This window comes from Okeania sp. (genome assembly GCF_035285525.1).
Lineage (GTDB): Bacteria > Cyanobacteriota > Cyanobacteriia > Cyanobacteriales > Microcoleaceae > Trichodesmium.
The window spans coordinates 24,805-48,912 of sequence record NZ_JAYKGW010000168.1 but is presented as its reverse complement, the minus strand read 5'-3'; the positions used below and the strand labels follow the sequence as shown (position 1 = coordinate 48,912).

Annotated in this window: 13 protein-coding genes and 1 tRNA gene; 9 read left to right on the top strand and 5 right to left on the bottom strand. The window is 36.0% G+C overall.

Translation table 11 applies throughout. From position 1 onward, the window contains the following. Positions 1-925 precede the first annotated feature (925 nt). Positions 926-2,734, top strand: a complete 1,809-nt coding sequence (locus VKJ25_RS16105; RefSeq protein WP_324237654.1) for a DUF1565 domain-containing protein — start codon at positions 926-928, stop codon at positions 2,732-2,734. Between the two features lie 407 nt (positions 2,735-3,141). Here the strand turns inward: VKJ25_RS16105 and VKJ25_RS16100 are convergent, their stop codons facing one another. Next, on the bottom strand, positions 3,142-3,324 hold the full coding sequence (locus tag VKJ25_RS16100) for a hypothetical protein (protein WP_324237653.1): 183 nt from the start codon (positions 3,322-3,324) through the stop codon (positions 3,142-3,144). 1 nt (position 3,325) lies between these two features. After that, positions 3,326-3,463 carry a hypothetical protein gene (locus VKJ25_RS16095; protein ID WP_324237652.1) on the bottom strand — a complete coding sequence of 46 codons (138 nt, stop codon included), beginning with the start codon at positions 3,461-3,463 and terminating at the stop codon, positions 3,326-3,328. Between the two features lie 620 nt (positions 3,464-4,083). Here VKJ25_RS16095 and VKJ25_RS16090 point away from each other — a divergent pair. The 6 genes from VKJ25_RS16090 (at position 4,084) to VKJ25_RS16065 (ending at position 18,022) form a co-directional block, all read left to right on the top strand. Further along, positions 4,084-4,674 (top strand): DUF3038 domain-containing protein, encoded by a 591-nt coding sequence (locus tag VKJ25_RS16090; RefSeq protein WP_324237651.1) that lies wholly within the window; start codon positions 4,084-4,086, stop codon positions 4,672-4,674. Between the two features lie 314 nt (positions 4,675-4,988). Continuing rightward, positions 4,989-6,968 carry a DUF4335 domain-containing protein gene (locus VKJ25_RS16085; protein ID WP_324237650.1) on the top strand — a complete coding sequence of 660 codons (1,980 nt, stop codon included), beginning with the start codon at positions 4,989-4,991 and terminating at the stop codon, positions 6,966-6,968. A gap of 555 nt (positions 6,969-7,523) precedes the next feature. Next, complete coding sequence (locus tag VKJ25_RS16080; protein ID WP_324237649.1) at positions 7,524-8,393, top strand: MBL fold metallo-hydrolase; 870 nt, start codon at positions 7,524-7,526, stop codon at positions 8,391-8,393. Positions 8,394-8,884: 491 nt separating this feature from the next. Beyond that, positions 8,885-9,073 carry a 30S ribosomal protein S21 gene (gene rpsU / locus VKJ25_RS16075; protein ID WP_324237648.1) on the top strand — a complete coding sequence of 63 codons (189 nt, stop codon included), beginning with the start codon at positions 8,885-8,887 and terminating at the stop codon, positions 9,071-9,073. Positions 9,074-9,505: 432 nt separating this feature from the next. Further along, entirely contained in the window at positions 9,506-10,180 is a 675-nt protein-coding gene (gene deoC, locus VKJ25_RS16070; RefSeq protein WP_324237647.1) for a deoxyribose-phosphate aldolase, read from the top strand. Between the two features lie 705 nt (positions 10,181-10,885). Beyond that, on the top strand, positions 10,886-18,022 hold the full coding sequence (locus VKJ25_RS16065; protein ID WP_324237646.1) for a translocation/assembly module TamB domain-containing protein: 7,137 nt from the start codon (positions 10,886-10,888) through the stop codon (positions 18,020-18,022). Positions 18,023-18,463: 441 nt separating this feature from the next. On the opposite strand, the gene VKJ25_RS16060 is transcribed toward VKJ25_RS16065, so the two are convergent. After that, positions 18,464-19,552 (bottom strand): PIN/TRAM domain-containing protein, encoded by a 1,089-nt coding sequence (locus VKJ25_RS16060; protein WP_324237645.1) that lies wholly within the window; start codon positions 19,550-19,552, stop codon positions 18,464-18,466. Between the two features lie 714 nt (positions 19,553-20,266). Here VKJ25_RS16060 and hemW point away from each other — a divergent pair. Together hemW and VKJ25_RS16050 are read left to right on the top strand one after the other, a co-directional pair. Further along, the gene (hemW, locus tag VKJ25_RS16055; protein WP_324237644.1) at positions 20,267-21,514 is read left to right on the top strand and encodes a radical SAM family heme chaperone HemW; all 1,248 of its coding nucleotides are present in this window, start codon (positions 20,267-20,269) and stop codon (positions 21,512-21,514) included. 924 nt (positions 21,515-22,438) lie between these two features. Continuing rightward, positions 22,439-22,696, top strand: coding sequence for a DUF1830 domain-containing protein (locus tag VKJ25_RS16050; protein ID WP_324237643.1), 258 nt, complete (start codon positions 22,439-22,441; stop codon positions 22,694-22,696). A gap of 404 nt (positions 22,697-23,100) precedes the next feature. On the opposite strand, the gene VKJ25_RS16045 is transcribed toward VKJ25_RS16050, so the two are convergent. Beyond that, a tRNA-Asn gene (locus VKJ25_RS16045) sits at positions 23,101-23,172 on the bottom strand. A 147-nt stretch (positions 23,173-23,319) separates the two neighbouring features. Next, positions 23,320-23,862 (bottom strand): NYN domain-containing protein, encoded by a 543-nt coding sequence (locus VKJ25_RS16040; protein ID WP_324237642.1) that lies wholly within the window; start codon positions 23,860-23,862, stop codon positions 23,320-23,322. Between the last annotated feature and the right edge of the window lie 246 nt (positions 23,863-24,108).

The following is a 24,108-nucleotide window of genomic DNA, read 5'->3' as shown; positions in this document are numbered from 1 at the left end:
ATGGCTGTTTGCGTAGCATTCTGTAGGAAATGCTTACAAAATTACTGCTTATGGAGTAGAACTATTACCCCCTTTGGTTTAAACCCCTACCCCCTATTATCAAACTATATATAATAATTGAAGAGGGCTTGCTGATTAAATCTAAAAGTATTGACAGAAAAAGTATCGGTTAAATAGTTACACTTCAGAGGAACACAGAGACAATCCCCCCTACCCCACAAGTGAAAGCTATCCCTTACCCATAACTTCTGAAAAACTTGTGGGACTCAGCCCTAGCCCCTCCCAGGAGGGATATCCCTTACCCATAACTCCTGAAACCCTTGTGGGACTCAGCCCTAGCCCCTCCCAGGAGGGGAAGGGGGAGCTCTTAGCAGGGGAGAAGGGAGAAACAATCATGCTAGCTAAGTAAAAATACTTAAATAATCAGAGCTTACGCAGCGACCCTAGATATAGCGCTTAAAACTATGGCGCCATAGTTTTTTAACTCTACATATAGTACCTTTGGGTAAGTCCTGTAATCCCAGAAAAAGCCGAACCAAGACTAACCCATAAGTTGTCAATAATACCCAAGTTTTATAAGAAAGATGTTTATAAAGCATAGGGCATAAAAAGGGGGGGAAGTAGAAGGGAATATTGGTTCAAAGGGAAAAGTTTTTTATCATTGATTATTCGGACATGATATTAGCCTTTTTTAGATATGGAAAAAGTATCAGCTTTTCTGTGAAAAAAAGCACAGTTCCCGAAAAATCAAAAAGTTAGGATTTTGGGGTAATATGAAAGAGAAAAATAAAGGGGCTATAATAAAGACTTATTCTATAACTCCCTGTTCCTCCTGATTCTTAATTACTACCTACTCCCTACTTCAACCATCAGAATTTTTCAGCAAACTCTAAATAGTCTGTCACAGTGTCCTAGGACGAAAGCCGTGAATCTAATATTTATCCTTTTTTGGCAAGAAAATAATCAAACAAATTTAGTGCGTAAAATTAACTATTTATCACCTCTTTTAGCTACAGCTTTACTGGGGTTATTTACCTCTACAAGTTTGGCAGTACCATTAGTACAAAAAGTTGCCCAATCTCCAGAAACTCAAACTAATTCTCAAACGAATGTGCTTTATGTTAGTTCATCTATTGGTAAAGATTTTGGAGATGGCACTAAAACTGCTCCTTTACAAACTATTACTTATGCTCTGAAAATTGCTCGACCTAATACCACAATTTTACTAGCTCCTGGAACTTATAGTAGACAAACAGGTGAAGTTTTTCCTTTGATTTTACAGCCAAAAATTGCTATTAAAGGTAACTATTTTAATAGTGGGAAAAATGTTGTAATTGAAGGTGGTGGTAATTTTAAGAGTCCGACTAGAAATCGCCAAAATATTACAATTTTTGCTGGTAATGACTCAACTTTAAGTGGTGTAACTGTCACAAATCCTAATTCTCAAGGTTATGGTTTATTGATAGAATCTCATGGCTCTTTTATTAGTAAAAATACTTTCACTGGTAATCGTCTTAATGGAATTTCTGTGGTGGGTAATAGTACGGCAATTATTCAAGAAAATAGTTTTTATGATAATGTCAGAAGTGGGATAACAATTTATGATAATTCTCAGCCAGAAATTAGAAATAATTTCTTTCAAAATACTGGCGTAGGAATTAATATTTCTGATGATTCTGCTCCCCAAATTATTGGAAATCGTCTCATTGAAAATCAAAATGGGATTATCGTTCAAGGAAATGCAAAGCCAACTTTACGCGGTAATTATATAGAAAATAATAGACAAAATGGAGTCAAGGCGATCGCTCAATCACTACCGGATTTAGGTAATTCTCAAGAACCTGGGCGTAATACTATCCGTCATAATTTTAAGTATGATATTTATTCCGAAGTTGAAGGTAAAACTATTCCTGCTTATGGAAATTCTTTAGGGGGTGATCGTAATTATGGCAGTATCGACATGAATGGAAAAGTTGCTCTTTCTCCGAGAGTTGCTCCTTCTTCCTCAAATGTAAGTCAGGCAAAAACAATAGAAAAATCAGAGGAGCGGAGCAAATCTAGTGGTGTTATTTCCCAACCAAGACCAGAAAATTCAACCTCAAAAGTGATTACTATCCCTGTTCCACCTCCACAAAACCAGAGAGGAGCGAGGGGAAATTCTAACTCAGAAGTGATTACTATCCCTGTTCCACCTCCACAAAACCAGAGAGGAGCGAGAATAGACTCTAATAATACCACAAGCCGTCGCAGAAATTCACAAAGAATAATACGAATTAATCCTGATTATCAGAATAGACCAAAAACTGAAACACCAGAAAGATTACGAAATTTACCTCCAAGAAATACCCCAAGTAATGAGAGTAACGCACCTGTTGCTTCTCTTGATTTATTACCTGTTCCGACGGCAAATATTCCCCTTGGTAGTGGAGGTTATGTGCCACCAGTTATTGCTAGAAATCAAAGTCCTAGTTCTTTGTCTAGATTATCTTCAAATTCTAGTTCTCAAAATCCTACAGCAGCTTTAGGTTTACGTTATAGGGTAATTGTCAATGTCAGTAATATTGATCAGGAGTCTAGGTTGCGATCGCTGGTTCCAGATGCTTTTTCAACTAATATTAATGGTAAATCTGTAATGCAAGCAGGAGCTTTTCGGAGTGGTTATAAAGCTAATCAACTATTAAGAACTTTGCAGAATAATGGGTTGAACGCTAAAATTTTACCCATGCAAAACTGAAGTCAGCAGGGACGCTGCTAGTTTTACCAAATCTTTTTGATGCTGCATTTTTCGCTCCTGATATAATTCTCAGGACTTACCCTGTTACCCTAGATATAGTGCTTAAAACCTCATGCGGAATAGTTTTTTAACTCTATAGAACCCCTAAGTGTATCTTTGCAAAAGTGACGGTTAGGAGACACGAGTCAGGAGTCAGGAGTTACGAGAGCAAGTTAGATAATAGGAAAAAAAGTATCAAAGTAGCCCCATTATGCACCATTTCCTTAGAATAATTAACATTAACTTAACTAAAATTAGTAAAGAAGTGATTCTGTTTGTGGTGATTAGTTAATAACTGAAGTATGATCCCAGTCTAGCACTACTTTTAGGAATTGGTATAACAACTCGTAATAACTCCAACCTTTTATTCATAATGAATGAAGAGGGATTTTTAGATTTTCATATCCAAGACGATACAATGGTTGATTACATAAAACTGACAGTCGAAACAAATGGTAGCGAACTTGTTCTTGAGTAACTTCATCAATTCCATGAATAAAATTTGACTTTCTCAAATTACAAATTCGACAAGCTAATGCTAAGTTTTGCACCTCATTTAATATTTCTTTCCCAAGCAATAGGAATAATATGCTCAACTTCAAAAGCTAAATTAAAAATCACCTCTGGCGCATAAAAATATTCACACTGATGTCTAGCTCTTTTAGCAACAAATAGATAGCTAGGATTCATTAAAATTTATATTTTCTGATTTTTCAAATTTGCCAATATCTCTCTAGTTCTTTCCGTTGCTGCGACTAATTCTGTTGCTGCTAATTTTTCTAATTATTGCTGTTCTTCCCTAGATAATAATTGTTGATTATTCTGACTTTCGTGAAACTTGTTCATTAACTGTTGAAGTTTCTCATGTTGTAGGTAAGAAAAAAATCAGTCTGTTCAATCATAGATAATTGATAATTACTTCTCCCTAAAAGGAAGAGGATTGAATAAAAGGAAAAAATTTATTTCTCAAGGGGAGATTAGATATGGCTAGGGAACCCATCCATCTCACCCTACGGTAAGCTCCGCTTTTCATATCCCGCAGCGTTTCATGTCGGCTCAAGCGCCATTTCGCTGCGCGACATATAAAGCAAAGCGCAAAAACGACCGCTTTGTCCCTTTTAAAGGAGAGGCTTCAAGGCGCGAATTATTTAATTATTAATTCTTCGGTAAAGTTTTGTTGGGTTTCACTTCGTTCTACAAGGGCCTACATTTGACTAATAACCACAAAATTTTTTCCCACACTAGACACAATTTACTTGACTAAGACTACAATGGACATGCTTAGTTTTTAATTTTCAGAGGTATAAAATATGGTAGTATCTGCAACTCCCAGTGATGCCAAACTTTTCGTACTTCCTCAGAGACAAGATTCTATTCAGCCTCCATTGGCCCAAACAATTCCATTAAACAAAATTAGAACAAAATTGGACATGACACTATTATCTCTCAAGGTTTTAATAGGTATTAATTCTGAGTCCATAGTTCAACTGGCCAGTAAATTTAATTTACCTCCCCAAATTGTTGATGAACTTGCTCTAGTAATCACAGAACACCAGGGAAAAACACAGTTAGTATTCCAAAATCAACCTTTAAAGGTAGAAACAGCTCAAAGTTTGATATTAGTTATCTGTCACTTAGCGAAACAACATCAAGCATTAATTCGTCGTGCAGTAGCATTAATGGAACAAATAGGGACTCAAAGTAGTAAACCTGAATCTGTTACTTTATTGAGAGAATATATTTGTAACTTTAAAAAAGCATATCAAAATTATTATTATAATTGTGAAAATACAACATTAGATAACTCAGAAAAATTAGCTCAAAAACTATTAGTTGATTTGTTATTTTATAGCGCTCCTCAAGGATGCAATCGTCTTTTGTCAAGTCTTGAATCTTTATAAAAAAAAACACTATTAATCCTATCATTAGTTAATTAGAATTAATCTATAGCAATATAAAATCAAAATTACCAGATTTTTGTCTAAAAAGCCTTAAAAAGTTAGTATTATGGGTAAAATTTGGGCAGAAAAATCAAGGGATAATTTTTATGAGTACCTGCTCTATAACTCCCTATTCTTTTTGACTCTGTACGGACGTTGCATGGAACTTCCCTACCTACTCCCTACTTCAACAAAAAGACTTTCCATAAGCAAACCCTAGATAGTGATAGCTAAGAAGTGTAGATGGTATGATGTTAAATTGATATTTAATTAAAATGTTTTCACGAACTTACACTCCCCCAACTTGTACATTAAAAGTCACAGCTAGAGGTTTAGCGTTGTTAACATGGTTTGGTATACAAAGACAACAACGCTTTACCCTAAGTTTTGACGATCCCAGGGTATCAGAAGGAGAGCATATTACAGTTAAGGGAGATCGCTATGAACTGGATACTCTACACAAAGTTGTGACTACCTATGTCCAAGAATTTTTAAATGACTCTCCAAATTTACCCTTGGACATGGAAAACACGAGATTAGAAAAAGATAGCAATATACCATCACCAGATTCTGAGACAAAAATTCAGGAAAATACTATCAAAACTTCTGATCCTAAAATTGTCAACTATGATTCCCAACCCCCCATAGATAATCAAAATATTTATGTGCAACCACGAGATTTATTAACCCATGATTTATTTTTGGGGCCTCTAGGAAACAAAGAATCAGGAACATTTATTTCCTTGAGTATGCTACAGTTATATGATTTAGCGATCGCTCTCGATGAATCTCAAACTGATTTACAGACATTACCCCAATTTCAATCTGATAATGAAGTTAAATCTATTCCTGAATGGCTGCATACTGCCATACTCATTCTAATTACTGCTGGTTTGACTGTGGGTGCAATTAAACTCTACAACCGTTATGCAATAAGTCAGCAAAAACAAGAAGAAAATATTGCTACATCAGATGCGACCAACTCAGATGCGACCAACAATAATAATCAAGAAATTCCTAGTCAGACATCTCCAACCCCTATTCCATTAGCTACTCCAACAATATCTCCATCCTCATTACCGACTCCACCAACAAATTTACCAACAACAACAATAGTTAAACCTTCTCCTGTTCCCACACCATCTCCTTTGTTTCCCAAACCAACTCCTACAGCACCACCTCCTAATAATTTACCAGCACCTGATTTTTCTTCCACTATCGAAAACCAGGGAACTACGAGTACCCAAAACCAGGGTAGTACGACTACATTTGTTGTTCCCTCAGCACCTTCACAAACACTACCACAAGTTCCTCCAGCAGCACCAGTGAGACCAGCAGCTATTCCTTCCTTAGCACCAGTGAGACCAGCACCTATTCCTTCCTTCGCACCAGTGACACCACCATCTATTCCTTCCTTCGCACCAGTGACACCACCACCTATTCCTTCCTTAGCACCAGTGAAACCAGCACCTATTCCTTCCTTCGCACCAGTGACACCACCACCAATACCTTCATTCGCACCAGTGAGACCAGCACCAATACCTTCATTCGCACCAGTGACACCAGCACCAATACCTTCATTCGCACCAGTGACACCACCACCAATACCTCCAATTCCACAATTGACACCACCACCGCTTCCTCCAATTCCACAATTGACACCACCACCGCTTCCTCCAGCAGCAGTGCCTAACTATGGAGCGCCAGTACAACCTAGAGTTGCTGTACAAACACCTCCAAGTCTGCAAACTCAACCTACTCTAAATCAAACTTCGTTACAGGATATTAAACCAAACCTGAATCAGACAGAGGTCAAACCCTATTTTGATGTGGGTAGTATTCCGATCAATATTCCTAAAGCAATTGATTTACCACCATTGAAAGATGTAGACCAGGTTGCTGTCCGTGAGACCTCAACTACTGTTGAACCTAGTAATGAAGAAAAGAAATCTAAATATACTTTACTTGATAAAATTCCTCAAGTTGCAGAAGTGAGAGAATATTTTGAGGAAAATTGGGAACCACCGTCGGATTTAGCTGAGGATTTGCAATATACTTTGTTATTAAATGGTGATGGTACGGTTAATAAGGTGACACCGATTAATCGAGCATCAGTTGAGTTTTATGGTGATACAAATATGCCTTTAGAGGAAAAAGCTTTTGTGTCTAATATTGAGGGTGGAAAAACTGTTAAAATCAGATTAGTTTTGAGTCGAGATGGTGGAGTCAAGACTTTTTTAGAATCTTTGAATTAGATTTCTCCAGAAAAGAGGTATGGAGGGAATGGGCAATAGGTAATAGGAAGAAATATTTGATTTACTGTTTGATTTGCCACAACTTATTTAAGATTGCTATATAATACTAAATCCGGTTATTAGAAGGTGATTTTCCCAATTTATTTTTAATCCTTCTCTCTTCTGCCTTACCTTCACAGTAAATCTCCTTTCTCAACCGGATTTAGTATGAATAATTAGGGTTTGCTGATTAAATTTTAAACCATTGGGATATGAAAGTTTTGGCCTTTTAAGGTATTAAAAAAGTGCCAGATTTTACCTCCGAATGCTTGAAAAAGTTATAATTTTTTGCTCACATTTAAGGTGAAAAATTAACGGAATATTCTTCTAAATTCCTAGTTTTACTAAAGCATAGCACTATTTTTTAAAATTTAGAAAAATTGATGATTTTTGTCTGGTAATTAATTTTATCTTTTCATTCTCGAAGTTGATGATAAAGCTACAAAAATTTATATTTGAGGACAGGGATGTTATAATTAAAAAAGATAATTTATTCTTTTCAACTACTAGGTAAAAATGGCTAATCTAAAATTACGACGCTCGGAAAATGTTAATGGCGATATATACGTTGATAATACCTGCATAGACTGTGATACTTGTCGCTGGATGTCGCCACAAATTTTTCATCGAAATGGAGAAAAATCAGCAGTTTATCATCAACCTATAAATGAAGCAGAAAGACTAACAGCAATGCAAGCTTTATTATCTTGTCCGACAAATTCTATTGGTACAGTTGCAACTCCCAAAGATATTAAAAAAGTTCAAGAAACTTTGCCAATTTTAGTTGCAGATAATGTTTATCATTGTGGTTATCATTCAGAAAAATCTTTCGGTGCTGCTAGTTATTTTATTGTTAGACCAGAGGGAAATATTTTAGTAGATTCTCCTCAATTTTTACCTCCATTAGTGAAGCGTTTAGAAGCAATGGGAGGAATTAAATATATGTATTTGACTCATAAAGATGATGTGGCAGATCATCAAAAATTTCGAGAATATTTTCATTGCAATCGCATCCTCCATATTGACGATATTTCTCCAAATACTGAAGATGTAGAAATCAAATTAACTGGTACAGAACCTATTTCTCTAGCTCCAGATTTATTAATTATTCCTATACCTGGTCACACCAAGGGACATACGGTTTTACTTTACCAAAAATTTTTATTTACAGGAGATCATTTAGCATGGTCTAATCACTTAAATCAACTTTATGCTTTTCGTCGTTATTGTTGGTATTCATGGTCAGAACAAGTTATTTCTATGGGTAAGTTAATCAACTATAATTTTGAGTGGGTATTACCTGGTCACGGCCAACGTTATTATGCTGATTCAAAAACTATGCAGCAAGAATTACAAAAGTGTATTGTTAAAATGGAAAAAGAATAATTAATAATTAACAATTAATAATTAATAATTACCTCTTTTTAAAAGGTAGAAGATGGACTAAAAGGAAAAAAAAATCTGTATTTTATCAATTAAATCATGTCTGGATAATCAGTGATAAAAAACCTTTTTTCTTTGAACTTTTTTTCCCTTCTACCATCTGGCTTCTACCTTTTGCCTTCCTTACTCTCTACTCCCTCTTTATCTCGAAATTTCATTAATATGGATTTTTGTTGTGTGACATGAAAAGCGGAGCAGTTCCGCAAGAGTTTGAAACCTGGCGATCCCACCCTACGGGAAGTTCCGAAGCTAGAATTTATATGATCAAAAGTGGGTAATCTGTGCTAATATAACAAAGCAAACAAAATAAGAGTTTCAAAACTTTTGCAATAGCAGCCAAAATAATTTGGTCTTAGTTCATAAAAATGGCGGAGGCTAATTAATTTGGCTCTAGAAAAAATAGTAAATCTAAATGAATGGAGGATCATCGATAAATGACGCAAGTTATCTTAGGAGAAAATGAGGGAATTGAATCCGCATTACGTCGATTTAAACGTCAGGTTTCTCAAGCAGGAATATTTCCAGATATGAAAAAACATCGTCACTTTGAAACGCCAATTGAAAAAAAGAAGCGTAAAGCAATGGCCTTACAGAAGCAAAGAAAGAGACGTTCCCATTTTTAATTAATTATTTCAACAATTAGACATCTCCAGAAAAAAGGTATGGAGGCAATATAGAGAAGTAATTCATAATTTCTGGATAACAATTGATTTTATTTTGGACTTTTGGAGATGTCTATTTCTAAAAAGAAAAGCTGTGCTTAACGACATACAGTGCTTCCTGTTGTTATGAGGTATACCCTCGCGGGCAAGATGCCCGCACTACGTTTTTTCACCGTTTACCCCGAAAAAGAGAAAAAGTTTTTTGATAGCTGATTATCCTGACATGATATGACTAGCTAGTATAGCAATTCTTAACAGTTAAAAAATATATTTACAATCCCCCTAAATCCCCCTTTGTCAGGGGGACTTTGAAGACTTCCCCCCTGACAAAGGGGGGTAAGGGGGAATAAATTAATTAGTAAATTTAATCCTATATTTTGATAGAAAAAAACAATGATTTTAGAGGAGCTGGAAGTTGATATTGCCCCTTTTATTGACCACTCTTTATTAACTATTACCGCTACTCCAGAGGAAGTGTCAAAATTTTGTACTGAAGCTGACAAATTTCGGTTTCCGTCCGTTTGCGTATACCCTTGTTATGTGAAACAAGTAGTAGATTTTCTTCATGGTAAAAATCCGACTGTTTGTACAGTCATTGATTTTCCTACGGGTACAACGACAAGTAAAACGAAATTATATGCAGCTTTGGAAGCAGTAGAAAATGGAGCTTCGGAATTAGATGTGATGGTTAATTTGACTTATATTAAAACGGGGGAAACTGATCGACTACATCGAGAAATAGCAGAAATATGTGAAGAAACTGGTAAGACGGTAAAAGCTATTCTGGAAATGGCATTCCTAACTGAAGAGGAAAAAAGGTTAGTGACAGAAGTTTTGATGGATGCGGGTGTAGCTTTTATTGTCACCAATACAGGATGGTATGGTGGAGCAACAGTGACGGATGTCAAACTGCTCAAAGAAATAACTAAGGCTAATATTGGGATTAAAGCTGCTGGAGGAATTAAAACTTATGAGCAAGCAGCAAATCTAATTTTGGCTGGTGCGACTAGACTGGGTACATCTCGTGGTCTAGAATTGCTGAATCAGCAAAACAACGAGTCATTATAAGTCAGAAGTCATTTCAGATTCAGTAGCGTTAGGCGCTAGCGCCTAACGCACCACAACCATCTATAGAATTGATTTGTGAAATAGACTTCCATGAAAAACGGTGCCTTACGCTTCGCGCTCCACACCCTACCGGACTTTTAGTTTTCAGGTGTGTAATTGCTATTATAGCAAAGGGATTTTTGTTGTTTGATAGTTCCTCCCATTTATAATCTAATAGTTAGTTTCACAATAGAAAACTTGAATCTCATTTCACTTTATCAGTTATCAGCTTTTTCAGTTGTTAGTTATCAGTTTTTTAATTAACAGAACTACAGATGTTAATAGTTAAATATTAGTACCATTCTCTACTAGACTTATGTATTATCATAATAAACTGCAAAAGTCAAGCCTATTCATTCTTTTGGATAAAAATATTAGTGCGATTTTTCGAGAACCGTGCATCTTGCTCGTGACTGACGCAAAGAAACCGGGTTTCTGGAGCCGCCTGCCACCTCTTCCTTCCTTAATCTAAAAATCGCTGTAAGGTACACTTTATTTCAAATTCCCAATAAATAATTGTACCATTACATATACTAAGAACTGAAAAAGCTGTTTCGCTGCGCGACATAAAAAGCGAAGCTCCTCCGTAGGAGGCTAACTGAATTGCGCGGTTCCTCCGATAGGAAACTAACTGATAACTGATAACTGAAAAGGCTGGTAACTGTAATGACAAATACTCCAACAAATCCCAACGATCCAACCCACTCTTCCACTCCTAAAAAATGGATAGGCATCATCATTATTGGTGGTCTCGGATTAGGTACTATCGCAGTCGCCGGAGGAATAGCCGGAACTTGGTTTGTCCAAAACGAATTAGCGCCAATGGTTAGTGAAAGTCTCACCAATTTGCTACAAAGACCAGTAAAAGTGGGAGAACTGAAAAAGTTTGGCCTTGGTTACATAGAATTTGGCCCCTCTTCCCTACCTCCTGACTCTAGTGATTCTATCAGCGCCTCGACGGAAGCAGTCAAAGTTACATTTCCTCTAGGACCTCTTTTATTCAGAACTTTAATCCTGAATATTACTTTTGGGGAATCTCAGGCTACTATTCAGCAAGAAGCTGATGGTTTAGTTGTCGTCCCCAAGTTGGCAGACTTGCCACCTCCACCTATAACTGTTGATATTCAAAAGCTCAATTTCTCGAAGGTAGATGTTACTATTAATCCTTCCGCAAAGGCAAAATCTGCTAATCCGATTCTGATAGGTTTAAATAAAATTGAGGCTCGGTCTCAAGATCAACAACAACGTTGGTTTGTAAATCTTGATGGCAAAATTGTGGATGCTGGCAGTTTTCAGGTTGACGCTGATGCTAATCTGAAAACTATGGAAATTAAAACAAAAGTTGTCGGCCAAAAGTTGCAGTTGCCAATATTTGCTAATTTAGCATCGGCGGTGGAAAATGTTCCTAATGTGAATTTGGTGAGTGGGGAGTTAGATACTAATCTGGATTCTCAAGTTAAGATAGCTGGCAATGCTGTTATTGTGGAGAATGTGAGGGGGAAGGTTAGTTTACAAAAGTTTCAGGTGAATACGGAACTTCTGAGTAACCCAGTTAATTTGAATACGGTTGCTGATATTGCTTGGCCGAAAGTTAATGTGAAAAGTTTCAATGCTAACTATGGGGATATTGGGTTAAAGGTGGGAGGTGCTGCGGAAATATCGAGGAATTTAGATTTACAAAGTATCGGACTCGATTTAAAAGCGGAACTGGCAGCAATTTCTTTTGACACTCTGTTTAATACTGCGACGAGAGAGATTAATTTGTTGTCGAGTCAGATAACGTCAACGGAAACTAAGAAAGAGTTACAGGAAATTCAAGGTCAAATTGCCGATCTCAGACCTTTATTAGACGGAGCATTGAAAACGGACGTGAAGGTTTCGGGAAATTTATTGAAACCAGTCGTATCAGGAAAAATTGAGACTACAGAAGTTACGAGAGTTGAGAGATTATTGTTTAAGAGTATTGCTACAAAGTTTACTGTTAATCCGGAGTTCAACCAAGATTTTCAACCTGTTAAAGTTAGTGCAGGTTTTTCTGATTTAGAAATTAGTCCGTTAGCAGGAGGGAAGATAACTGGAAAGGGAAGAATCGAGGATTTAGTCGGGAGTCAACCCACCCCTAACCCCTCCCAGGAGGGGAACCCAGGAAGAAGAAGTCAGAATTTAGAAGTTAGAAGTCAACCCACCCCTAACCCCTCCCAGGAGGAGAACTCAGGAGAAAGGGTATTGTATGCAACTTCCGTGCCTTTATATTATGCAAATTCTGAACCTGTTGATACCAAGTATTCCCAACTTCCCACACCTCCCACACTCCCCACACCCCCCTCAAATCCGACATCTCCTACATCTCCCTCACCCTGTTCCCAGTTAAGTGTTCCCTGTTCCCTGATTCTTGACTTAGATTTGCAGGTGGAAAGTTTACCTGTGGAAGCGATCGCTCAACAATTTGCTTTTGTTTCTCCTCTTCCAGTAGGTGATTTGTCTACGGATGTTAAAGTTTCTGGTTCTTTAGAAGCTATTCAAGGTCAAGTTAAATGGCAATTACCGCAAGCGGTTTATCCTTTGAGTGGTGAAGTTGATATTCTGAATAATCAGGTGTTTATTAAGAATACTGTTGTTAAAGTTGGTAATAAAGGAAGGGTAAATGTTGATGGTAATGTTAATTTGGAAAACTGGCGATTTAAGGCGACTGCTAATCAAATTGGTTTAGATAATTTATCGGCTTTACAACAGTTTGGTGTACCATCAGGATTGGAGGGTATTGTTAATGGTGAAGGTGATTTTTCTGGTTTAACAACGGATTTTTCAATTAATAGTATTAAGGGAAATGGTAAAGGGATAGTTAATATTGCTGGCGGTCAAGTTAATGTGAATGGTGAGGTGAATAATGGTATTTGGCAAGGTAAAGGTAAGGCTGTTCAATTAAGTTTAAGAGGTTTAGAAAGAGTTGCTAGAAATTTAGATATTAAGGTGACTCCTAATCGAATTTTATCTAATAAAACTGATGGAAAAATTAATGGTGAAGGAATTGCTGCTGGAAATATTAATAATTTAAGTTTGCCAGGAATAAAGGCTGATTTTGCTGGAAATCTTAGTTTAGAAAAAGGGGTGATTAATGCTAGGGGTCAAGTTAGAAATGGTGGATTGAAAGGATTAGTTAATACTCAAGATTTACCTGTTAATTCTTTGTTGGATTTAGGCTTATCGGCAGCAAATTCGGGAATTATTACTGACCAGGAACAATTAAATCTAATTAAAACAAATATACCGAAGTTAAAGTCTCTGAACGGTTTGTTAAATGGGAATGTCAAATTATCAGGAAATTTGACTAATCTTGACCCGGAATTTTTACAGGAAAATATTACGGCAAATTTAACTGGAAATTTGATAGTTGAACCGGGTATAATTGATGCTGCTGGTAGTTTGAAAGGTGGAAATTTTAAGACGGTAGTTAAAACTAATGAAATTTCTTTAACTGCTGTGGAAAAATTATTAATAGATACAGGCATAGTTGCCCTTAAAAACAATATTTTATCCGAAAATACTAAGGGAAAAATTGCCGGAGGAGCCATAGTTTCGGGAAATATTAAAAACTTAAGTCCTGAAGGAATTAATGTTGATGGGGATGGGAAAGTTACTATTGCTGGAGGAACAATTAATGCTAAAGGAAAATTAGATCGAGGCAATTTTGAAGCTTTAGTTAAGAGCAGTAATTTATCAGTGAATCAATTGGTAGATTTAGGAGAATCGGTTTTAGCATCTGGATTAATGTCAGTTGACCAGACACAAATCGAAACTTTAAAAACTCAAATTCCAGTAGTTAAATCTTTAAATAGTCAAGTAAATCTTAATGCTAATTTATCTGGAAATTTAAGAGATTTATCGCCAGAAGGAATAAATGCCACAGCCACCAGCAAGTTACTTATTGATGAAAATCCTATTAATATTCAGGGTAAATTTAATCAAGGTAACTTTTTAGCAAATATTCAAACAGCCACAATTAATTTACGCCTTCTGGAAGCAACTATTAGAAAAACTGGTTTAGTTGATATTCCGGCTAATGTCAGTTTACCCCCAGGAATAGAAGGAGAATTAATTGGTAAATTAAGCCTATTTGCTAATATTAATAATTTGAATCCTCAAGCAATAGCAGCCGATGGAAATGGCATATTAACAATTGGAAATAATAAAATAAATGCTAAAGGAAAATTAGACCAAGGCAACTTTCAAGCAATAGCGATCGCCGACCCTATTCCTCTCAGTTTTGCTAAAAAAATAGCCAAAGAAACAGGAATAGTTCCTCCAGAAATTTTAACCTCTTTAGAAACAATTAAAGGGAATATTATTGGTAATGCTAAAGTAGCTGGAAATTTAGATAATTTAAACCCAGAAGCTATCGCAGTTGAAGCAGCAGGAAAACTACTTTTAGATAAAGGAGGAGCTGTAAATATTAATGGAGAATTAGTCGGTCAAAACTGGCAAGCTGCCGTCGTGGGAGACAAAATTCCTTTAGAACAATTCTCGACAGCTATAGAAAAACAAGAGGAGGCAAAATCGGCAGTTGTTGCTATTAGACAAGCACAACAATTATTAGGTCAAGCCACAAACTTACCAATAATTGGCGGATTATTTAATAGTAGAATTAATTTATCAGGAAATCTACAAAATTTAACCCCAGAAGGAATAAAAGCTAGGGGCGGATTAACACTTTCTGAATTACCAGTTATTCAAAAATCTCTTAGTTCTTTCTTTGGTTGGAGTGGCAAACAAATAGAAATAGAAAAAGTTGCTATTCCTCCCAATGTTAATCTTAATGGCAAAGTTCGTGCAGATTTTCCAGCCCAAAAACCACCAGAAATTTCTGGAATTAATATTAACATTAATTTATCAGACTTTGATTTAGCATCTCTGCCAATCGAAAAATTTACCAAAGATTTACCCCTGGAAAATAAAAACGAATTATTAAAAGGTTTATTCAACTTTCAAGGTAAAGTTATTGGTAAATCTATCGAAGATTTAAACTTAGTTGGCGATCTAGATTTGAGAAACTTAGTAGTAAATGCCAAAGACTTAATAGATACAGACTTAATAGATTTTGATTCCCGGTTATTAGGAAAAATAAATGCCGGACTTAATCAAGGAGTAAACCTGAAAATTGCTGGTAATAATGACCGTTTAGAATTAGTATTAGATAAAACCTATTTTCCCACCAATTTATTAGTCAAACTTGACCAACTCAAACTAACAGGAACTACCAAAGGAGAAAACTTTTTAGTAACATTAGATAAATTCCCCATCCAATCATTAGGAATAACACCGCCACCAGAATTTGGTATCGGTGCAGTTGCTGGAGAAGCATCAGCAAAAATAGCTCTATCTAATTTGAGAACATTTGATATCAACGCCATTAAAGCAGATGGCAACTTACAAGTATTAAAACCAGCTATTGGTTACATAGATGCCAAAAGTTTCACAGCAGACATAAATTATAGTCAGAAAAAAGCAAGCCTCAATAACGGTATCTTTCTACTAGGAAACAGTCGATACCTTTTAGAAGCAATGCTTGACATCAACTCACCAGATGATAATTTTGATCCCAGGTTTGGAGCTAGTCTCAAAATCGAAAAAGCAGAAATTCAAGATATTTTGACCGCCCTCCAATGGTTCGACTTAGCAGACATTGGACGAATAGCACCTGCAAACTATGCCAAAGCAGCAGACATACAAACATCACCAGTCGGTTTGCCAGAAAATACCTCTATAATCAGGCAGTTGCGTCGATTTGCCGAAATTCAAGCACTGCTCCAACAGCAAGCAAGTCAACAAACAACCACCGCTGTATCAATACCACCCCTTGCCGAGCTAGATGTTGGTTTTTCTGGAGAAATAAGAGCGGTAGGTTCCTTGCAGTCTGGTATTGATGGGCAATTTGATATCAAAGGAAATGGTTGGAGTTGGGGAGCGTATCAAGTAGATAAATTTCTCCTAGAAGGCAAATACGAAAAAGATACACTAACCGTTAAACCCCTAGAAGTCAAAGTGGGAAAAGCATCCTTAGCTTTCAATGGAGACTTGAGTGCAGAACAACAAAATGGAGAATTAAAACTAGACAACGTAGACTTAGCAGAAATCCAAAAATTTGCCCAGAGCTACATACCACCAGATATCAACGTTACCGGAATATTAGATTTAGAAACAAAATTAGGTGGAAACTTTGCCGATCCCAAAACTGTCGGTCAAATTCGGATAGAAAATGGAACTCTCAACGAACAACCTATCGAGAGAGCAAAAACAGACTTTAGATTCGATAGTGGAAGACTGCAATTTAATGGAGGCATTTCTATCATTGGCGACCCCATTACATATCGAGGTAATGTACCCATCGACTTACCCTTTGCCAGAGTTTATGCAGATAGTAATCTCCTTGACATCGAGTTACAAGTAAAAGATGATGCCTTTCAAATAATCAATATTTTGACTGACCAGTTGACACTAAACTCTGGTAAAGGAGAAGCCAGGTTGCAGGTAGCCGGAACCTTACAAAAACCAAGCATAGTCGGACTTACAAAATTTACAGACGTTAGCATAACCGCAGCAGCATTTCCCGAACCTGTAACAGACTTAAAAGGTGCAGTCTCATTTATTGGCGATCGCATCAAAGTCGAAAAAATTCAAGGAAATATTAGTCAAGGTACAGTTGGAGTTACGGGAGTTTTACCATTGCTGCAACCTTTAGGCGGTCAAGACGTAGATATTAATAACCCCCTAACTATTAGTCTAGACCAACTTAACATAAACTACCAAAAAGCTTTCCAAGGAGGTATTGATGGCAAAGTATTAATTACAGGTGCAGCTTTGCAACCCGAAATTGGTGGTGACATAGAAGTATCCCGTGGTAAAATATTTTTAAATGAAGCCGCAGGTTTAGCAGGAGCGACAGGAAATCAAGCAAATGATGCTGCTGGAGCATTTGAGATCGGTCTGAATAATTTTCAGTTGATATTGAAAGACGGCCTCAAAATGATTAGTCCAGGATTAGCAAATTTTCAAGTGGCAGGTGGTTTAACAGTAAATGGCACTGTCACTGATATTCGCCCTAGTGGTACCATAGACTTACAAGGTGGTATCGTTAATTTATTTAGTACCAGTTTGCGGTTAGATCCCAGCTACAAAAATAAAGCCACATTTATCCCTAGCAATGGACTCAACCCGATGTTAGATCTACAGTTACTAGCATCAGCTTTTGAAAGCAGTGGTTCATTAAGAACCAGATCGACTACAGCATTTGACGCTGAAACAGCAGATACTCCAGCACCAGGAACTTTAAATAGCAATCAGAAAATTAATATTATGGCTAAAGCAAGAGGACTGCTATCAGAACTAGAAGATAATCTACAGTTAACCAGTTCCCCAGAACGAACAAAAGGGCAAATAGTCAGTTTATTAGGAGGCAATATTATTAATACTTTTAGTGAAGACAGAAATTTAGCATTAGCAAATGTAGCCAGTACCGCATTATTTAGTACCATCCAACAAGATATTGTTCAAGCTACAGGACTAAGTGAGTTTCGGGTATTTCCTGCAACTATTCCTAAAAGTGGTTCCCAAGAAGCTTCTAGTTTAGGTTGGGGTTTAGAGGTTGGTATTGACGTGACAGATAAAGTGGGAGCATCCGCAACCACACTTAATGGTACAACAGAGTTATCTGTAAATTATCAAATTAGCGATAAAGTACGTTTCCGTGGAGGTAGTAATTTCCAGGATAATTCTGTGTTGTCAGTTGAGTATGAGACCAGATTTTAGGTTTTTTAGGGAGTATGAATGATTTTTAGTAGGGGCGGGTTTCTCAGTGAAGTTAAGAAGTCACCGACAAATTAGCTAAACCCGCCCCCTACCCCCACATTATTTTAATATTGTAGAAAAGAGGGCGGGTTTCTCAGTGAAGTGAAGAAGTCACCAATAAATTAGTTAAACCCGCCCCCTACCCCCTATTGTAGAAAAGAAAAGAGGGCGGGTTTACATAAATGTGAGATGGAACCGGGAAATCTCTGCTCAAACCCGCCCCTACATTTTGATCAATGATTTTTAGTAGGGGCGGGTTTCTCAGTGAAGTGAAGAAGTCACCAATAAATTAGTTAAACCCGCCCCCTACCCCCACATTTATCCGTTAAGTTAAGGAGTTTTCACCGATAAATTAGTTAAACGCCCCCCAGATTAAGGTTTTAGAGAATTAATAATTAATAATTATTCATTATTCATTATCAATGACTCTTGAGTACGAGCAAAAATCATTCTCCCAGCAGAAGTTTGCAAAGAACTTGTCACAATCACTCGTACCTCATCACCAACATATTCGCTACCCGACTCTACCACAACCATCGTACCATCATCTAAATAACCAATACCTTGAGAAGGTTCCTTACCTTCCTTACGGATTTTAATTTCAATCGTATCACCAGGTAAATAAGTCGGACGCATTGCCTGAGTCAAATCATTAATATTTAACACAGGAACCTTTTGTAAACTAGCAACCTTAGACAAATTATAATCATTAGTTAGCAGAGTACCATTAATTTCCAGAGCAAAACTAATCAACTTCCCATCCACAGTAGAAATTTCGTCATAGTCTGCAAAATGGATTTGAATCTGAGAAGGATAAACCTCTTTGATCCTATTTAAAATATCCAAACCCCGTCTACCTCTGACTCTCTTTTGATCATTAGCAGCATCAGCAATAAGTTGTAGTTCCTGTAAAACGAAGTGTGGAACAAGAATTTGACCCTCTAGAAAACCTGTTTCTAATAAAGTTTCTATTCTACCATCAATAATACAGCTAGTATCTAAAACTTTGGTACTCGCAGGTTTCAGAGTTCCTTCTGCTACCAATACTGCATCTAAACTATTAGGATTAATTAGCCGTAAAAACCCACGACCGTGAGTATCAGCCACATTAACTCCTGTAAAACCCAACATTATACTACCTAAAACTGCTACCAAAGGTTTAATAAAACTGAACTCCTGGGGAATAGGCAGTAAAAAAAGTGGCGCTAGCATTAAGTTTGCTACCAATAATCCGATAACCAATCCTATCGCCCGCGTTAATAATAAGTCAACAGGCATCTTACTGACTTTTGTCTCTACTCGTCGATATGTAGTTTGAAAGACTAATCCTACCACAAATCCAATCAGAGCGGTAAAGGCAGATAATACCGAACGTAAACCTTCTATATTAGTAACTTCTAGTAAGACATTTGGTGGTAGAAGTTCTATGCTATAGAAACCTATCCCGGCTCCAGCAAGTAAAAATGAAATGATAATGATTGCGTCAAGCATTTTTTTCAGTTTGTTTTTTGTTTTATAAAAATATAGATATTTCCCTAAGAGGTACTCACCAATAATGATTAAGAACCATAATTCTTGGGTTGCTCAATATTATTTCTATTATATCTTTACCGTTATATGCCATTCTTTACGGTTATCTTTATTATTAGGTTTTAACTTTATGGAAATTTGACAACAATTCATAATGCAGATTCCCTTTTACAGTTATTTCTTATAGCAAAAATTGTATTTAGAGAGCTTATGTAGCAAAATAATCTAATTAATTTCACCTGATTTTTGATCCCAAATAATGACTTATTACTGATTTTATTTAGAATAAATATCAAACAATCATACCAGATTCATTAAATAATTTTCTAAATAAGCTTGTCTGTTTAGAGATCATTGATATATGTCGATAAAATTAATATTTACTTAGTAAATACTATTGAAAACTTATTTGTAACCAACTTTTATTATTCACAAAAAATAGTTATTTTTACTTTAATAATACCAATAAATTACACCATAAAAAGAATAACATAGCTACTTGAAAACCAGAGCATAAAAAATATGTAAGGAATTTTTGCGACTTTCTACTTAAGCAATATTTATACCTCCTCAAAAAATATTATATTTCTGATTTACCTTACTACTACTTCTCATTAAGTTTATAATTGTTTAAGATAGTTAGACAAATGATATATTTTGTAACTGTGTTTAATAGTGAAAAGGCCAGTCGGAAATTACCCCATTCCTAGTTCGGCTTATATTCATATCCCTTTTTGCCGAAGGCGCTGCTACTACTGCGATTTTCCAGTCTCTGTAGTGGGCGATACTAAAAAAGGTGATAACTTTTCTCAAATTCAAGAATATGTGGAGGTAATCTGTCAGGAAATAAACATAACAACATCTTTTTGTCAACCCCTAAAAACTATTTTCTTTGGCGGTGGTACTCCTTCCCTATTGTCAGTAGGCCAACTAAGTCAAATTTTAGATACCCTAGAACAAAAATTAGGAATTGTGGCCAATGCTGAAATTTCCATAGAAATGGACCCCGGAACTTTTGACCGAGAACAAGTCCAAGGATATAAATCCCTGGGAGTAAACCGAGTCAGTTTGGGAGTACAAGCATTCCAAGATGATTTGTTGGAACTTTGTGGGCGATCGCATAATGTCTCAGATATTTACAAAGCAGTAGACATATTGTATCAATCAGGAATTGTTAATTTTAGTATCGATCTAATTTCTGGACTGCCACACCAAACTTTAGAAAAATGGCAAACTTCCTTAGAAACAGGAATAGCTCTTTCCCCAACCCATATCTCCAGTTATGACCTTGTACTAGAACCTGTGACAGCGTTTGGACGTCATTATCAATCAGGTCATAGTCCTTTGCCTCAAGATGAAACGACAGCCCAAATGTATAGAATGGCACAGCAGTTAATATCAAGTTCAGGATATGAACATTATGAGATATCTAATTATGCTAAGCCAGGTTATCAATGTCGCCATAATCAAGTTTACTGGGAAAATTGTTCTTATTATGGATTTGGTATGGGTGCAGCAAGTTATGTAGAAGGAAAAAGATTTACCCGACCGCACACCCGAAAAGAATATTATCAATGGGTGCTATCTTTTCAAGGTAATAGTATCGAAAATCAGGGTATAGACATATCAAATCAAGATTATTTGTTAGAAACACTGATGTTAAAATTCCGGTTGGCTAAAGGAGTAAATTTGTTAAAATTATCTCAGGAGTTTGGTCAAGAAACCGTAGAAAAATTATTAACTTATTTGCAACCCTATCAAAAATTAAAGTGGGTAGAATTTATTAATTCAAAAGGTTTAGTAATCCCTTTCTCTAGCAACCAAAAACTTCCAATAGAAGGATATATAAAATTGACAGATCCTGAAGGTTTTTTGTTTTCTAATACTGTTTTATCAACCTTATTTAGCAAACTTAGCAAGTAATTATTTCCGGCATAATTCTGCGAAGCAGTCAACAATCAGCTATTTATTTGAGTTTGAGATAAAAGTTTGATTAGTTGAAGTAAATTCAATCTTAACCTATGAAAAATTTTATATTTATTAAAAAGGCATTTTCAGGTTGAGATAGGGTTTGCTAATAGCTAAATACTTACATTAATAATTACATAAAATTCCAGGTACATACATACTTAGAATTAAATGCCTCTAGATCAGGTATTTTGCCAGCAACAGGTGTACCTAAACAAAGTAAAATCTGTTGTATTTTTAATAGAATAAATAATTAGTATGCAACGAGAGTAAAAAGCTTGGTGTTGCTGAATAAAGGGATGAATATAAGTGGGATAGGCATCCTGACCGTCCGAAAATATAAGAAACGGGCAAAATTCCCCGAAACACAAAACTATTAAAATCCCAAGCGTATTTATGTAATGCCAAAAGCTATGAATAATCAGGCTATTAGTTAATCTTAGTTAATTATTACCTAAGTATTCAGCTTTTGAACATAAATAAGTAAGTTACCAAACTTAGCTAGTTACCGAATTTTATTGATAACTTTTAATTCTGCTTGAAAGACTACTTTCTGCTTCCCTTTGAGAATGAGTTAGCAACTCAAAGCTGATAGCTGATAGCTGACTGCTGAATGCTTACATTATTACATTCAAAAGCTCAATACTTACTTAAGTAATTTGATCAGTATAAAATGCTCAATTATGAACATATATGACTGGGAAAATAACAATCTAGAAGTAGATAACTTAAGTTAAATAAATTTTCTTCAATAAAAGTAGTTAAAGATATGCTTAAAGAATTACTATCAATTTATAATAATAGTATTGGCACTCAAAAATCTCAAGATTCAGTCGGGTTGCTAATTAGCATTGAAAACTTAGAAGGAACTTAAAGATTATGACTGTAACACTAGATAGACTACCAGAAAAACAAAGTCAAAAAATTCTCTGTTTCTATGCAAATACTACTGCCAAAATGCAGATTGCTAGAATTAGTAATATTGAAAATGAATATTGGGAACATACCGTCTTTCCTGGAGAACGTTTCCTCTTTCAAGCATTTCCTGAAGCAGAATTAGAAATTCATCAAACTCTGGGAAATGGTGAAATTAAATGTGAACGTATCTTCTGCCAAAAATTGAAAGTTGATGAATAATTAATTTGTAGCAATCCGTGTATAGGCGGTGACAAATCAAAAAGTAGGTAAAAAATCGGTAGAATTTAAGACCGTTAGGGGTTTGGTCTCCAAAGCCTCTACCAACTAGAAATTTTCCCTCTTCTCTGATGGTATAACCCTTCCGGTAATCCTTAGAATTTAAGACCGTAGGGGTTTGGTCTCCAAAGCCTCTACCAACTAGAAATTTTCCCTCTTCTCTGATGGTATAACCCTATTATCCAAAGCCAGCGGATTTGATATGAAAAGGAAGAAGTTATATCAAATCCGGTAATCGTTAGAATTTAACACCGTAGGGGTTTGGTCTCCCAACCCTCTACAAAGGTCTCCCAACCCCCTACAAAGGTCCCTAAACCCTCTACAAATATGTTCATAAAGTTTTTAAACTCCCCGGGCAGGATTCGAACCTGCGACCAATCGGTTAACAGCCGACCGCTCTACCGCTGAGCTACCGAGGATTAAGTGTGTGCTTTTTCCTGAGCAACAATTACTTATTATAGTGGTGATGCAAAATATTTTGCAACCCCTTTTTGATATTTTATTTTTATATCTATCATTAGATAATTTTATTTAACTTTACGTCAAACTATATGATAACGTAAATATTATTTACCCATTCTCAATTCAGCCAGACGTCTTTGAGATTCTGGGTCTAAATAACTAGCAAAACGACTTGATGTTTTTTTCCTTCGTTGACATCTACTCCGAACATTGCTGGCTACATTTTCTACATCATGGGCAAGCTGTTGAGAAGACATCCACTCAGCACCATAACCAATCACGGTAAGTTTTTCATCTCGATCTGAAGTAGCCACTATTAACCTACTTTTAGATAAATGGATATCCTGGCGAAGATTAGCACAAGCTTTCTCTATAAAAGTATCTGCTGTCTGACCAAACTCTGTATAATAAACCAATAATCTATCAGTAATAATTTCTTTCGTAGTAGGAGTATATTGGTATTGGGAATCAAATACGATTTGAGTATTTAAGCCCTGACTAGCACTGTAGTTTACTAAAGCCTCAATTAAATCTCTTCTGGCTGTTTCCAATCCATGAAAATTGCGAACTTCTCGGAGGCGAGGCCATAAACCAATAACGTTATAGCCATCTACAAGTAAAATAGTTTGCTTTAAAGGGCGTGACATGACTCAAGGTAAGTTATTTAGATAATGTTAACAAATACTAAGCTAGCATAACATTTATCCAAATTTATAATCTACACCCCACTATTCTTAATATCCTTGCTAAAGGGTTAACTAATAAAAATTAGTCCAGCAACTCAAGCATTAAGGTATTAGTTAGTCGTCAGCTATCAGCAAATCCTATCTAAATATCTGAAAATGGCTTGAACCTTTAAAGTAAAGTCGCCTTTGATAGTAAAATTGAATTTA

Bases quoted from the DNA above. Each gene is read 5' to 3' on its own strand.
- VKJ25_RS16095 (WP_324237652.1), bottom strand. From the start codon at position 3,463: ATGAATCCTAGCTATCTATTTGTTGCTAAAAGAGCTAGACATCAGTGT.
- VKJ25_RS16090 (WP_324237651.1), top strand. From the start codon at position 4,084: ATGGTAGTATCTGCAACTCCCAGTGATGCCAAACTTTTCGTACTTCCT.
- VKJ25_RS16085 (WP_324237650.1), top strand. From the start codon at position 4,989: ATGTTTTCACGAACTTACACTCCCCCAACTTGTACATTAAAAGTCACA.
- VKJ25_RS16080 (WP_324237649.1), top strand. From the start codon at position 7,524: ATGGCTAATCTAAAATTACGACGCTCGGAAAATGTTAATGGCGATATA.
- rpsU (WP_324237648.1), top strand. From the start codon at position 8,885: ATGACGCAAGTTATCTTAGGAGAAAATGAGGGAATTGAATCCGCATTA.
- deoC (WP_324237647.1), top strand. From the start codon at position 9,506: ATGATTTTAGAGGAGCTGGAAGTTGATATTGCCCCTTTTATTGACCAC.
- VKJ25_RS16065 (WP_324237646.1), top strand. From the start codon at position 10,886: ATGACAAATACTCCAACAAATCCCAACGATCCAACCCACTCTTCCACT.
- VKJ25_RS16060 (WP_324237645.1), bottom strand. From the start codon at position 19,552: ATGCTTGACGCAATCATTATCATTTCATTTTTACTTGCTGGAGCCGGG.
- VKJ25_RS16050 (WP_324237643.1), top strand. From the start codon at position 22,439: ATGACTGTAACACTAGATAGACTACCAGAAAAACAAAGTCAAAAAATT.
- VKJ25_RS16040 (WP_324237642.1), bottom strand. From the start codon at position 23,862: ATGTCACGCCCTTTAAAGCAAACTATTTTACTTGTAGATGGCTATAAC.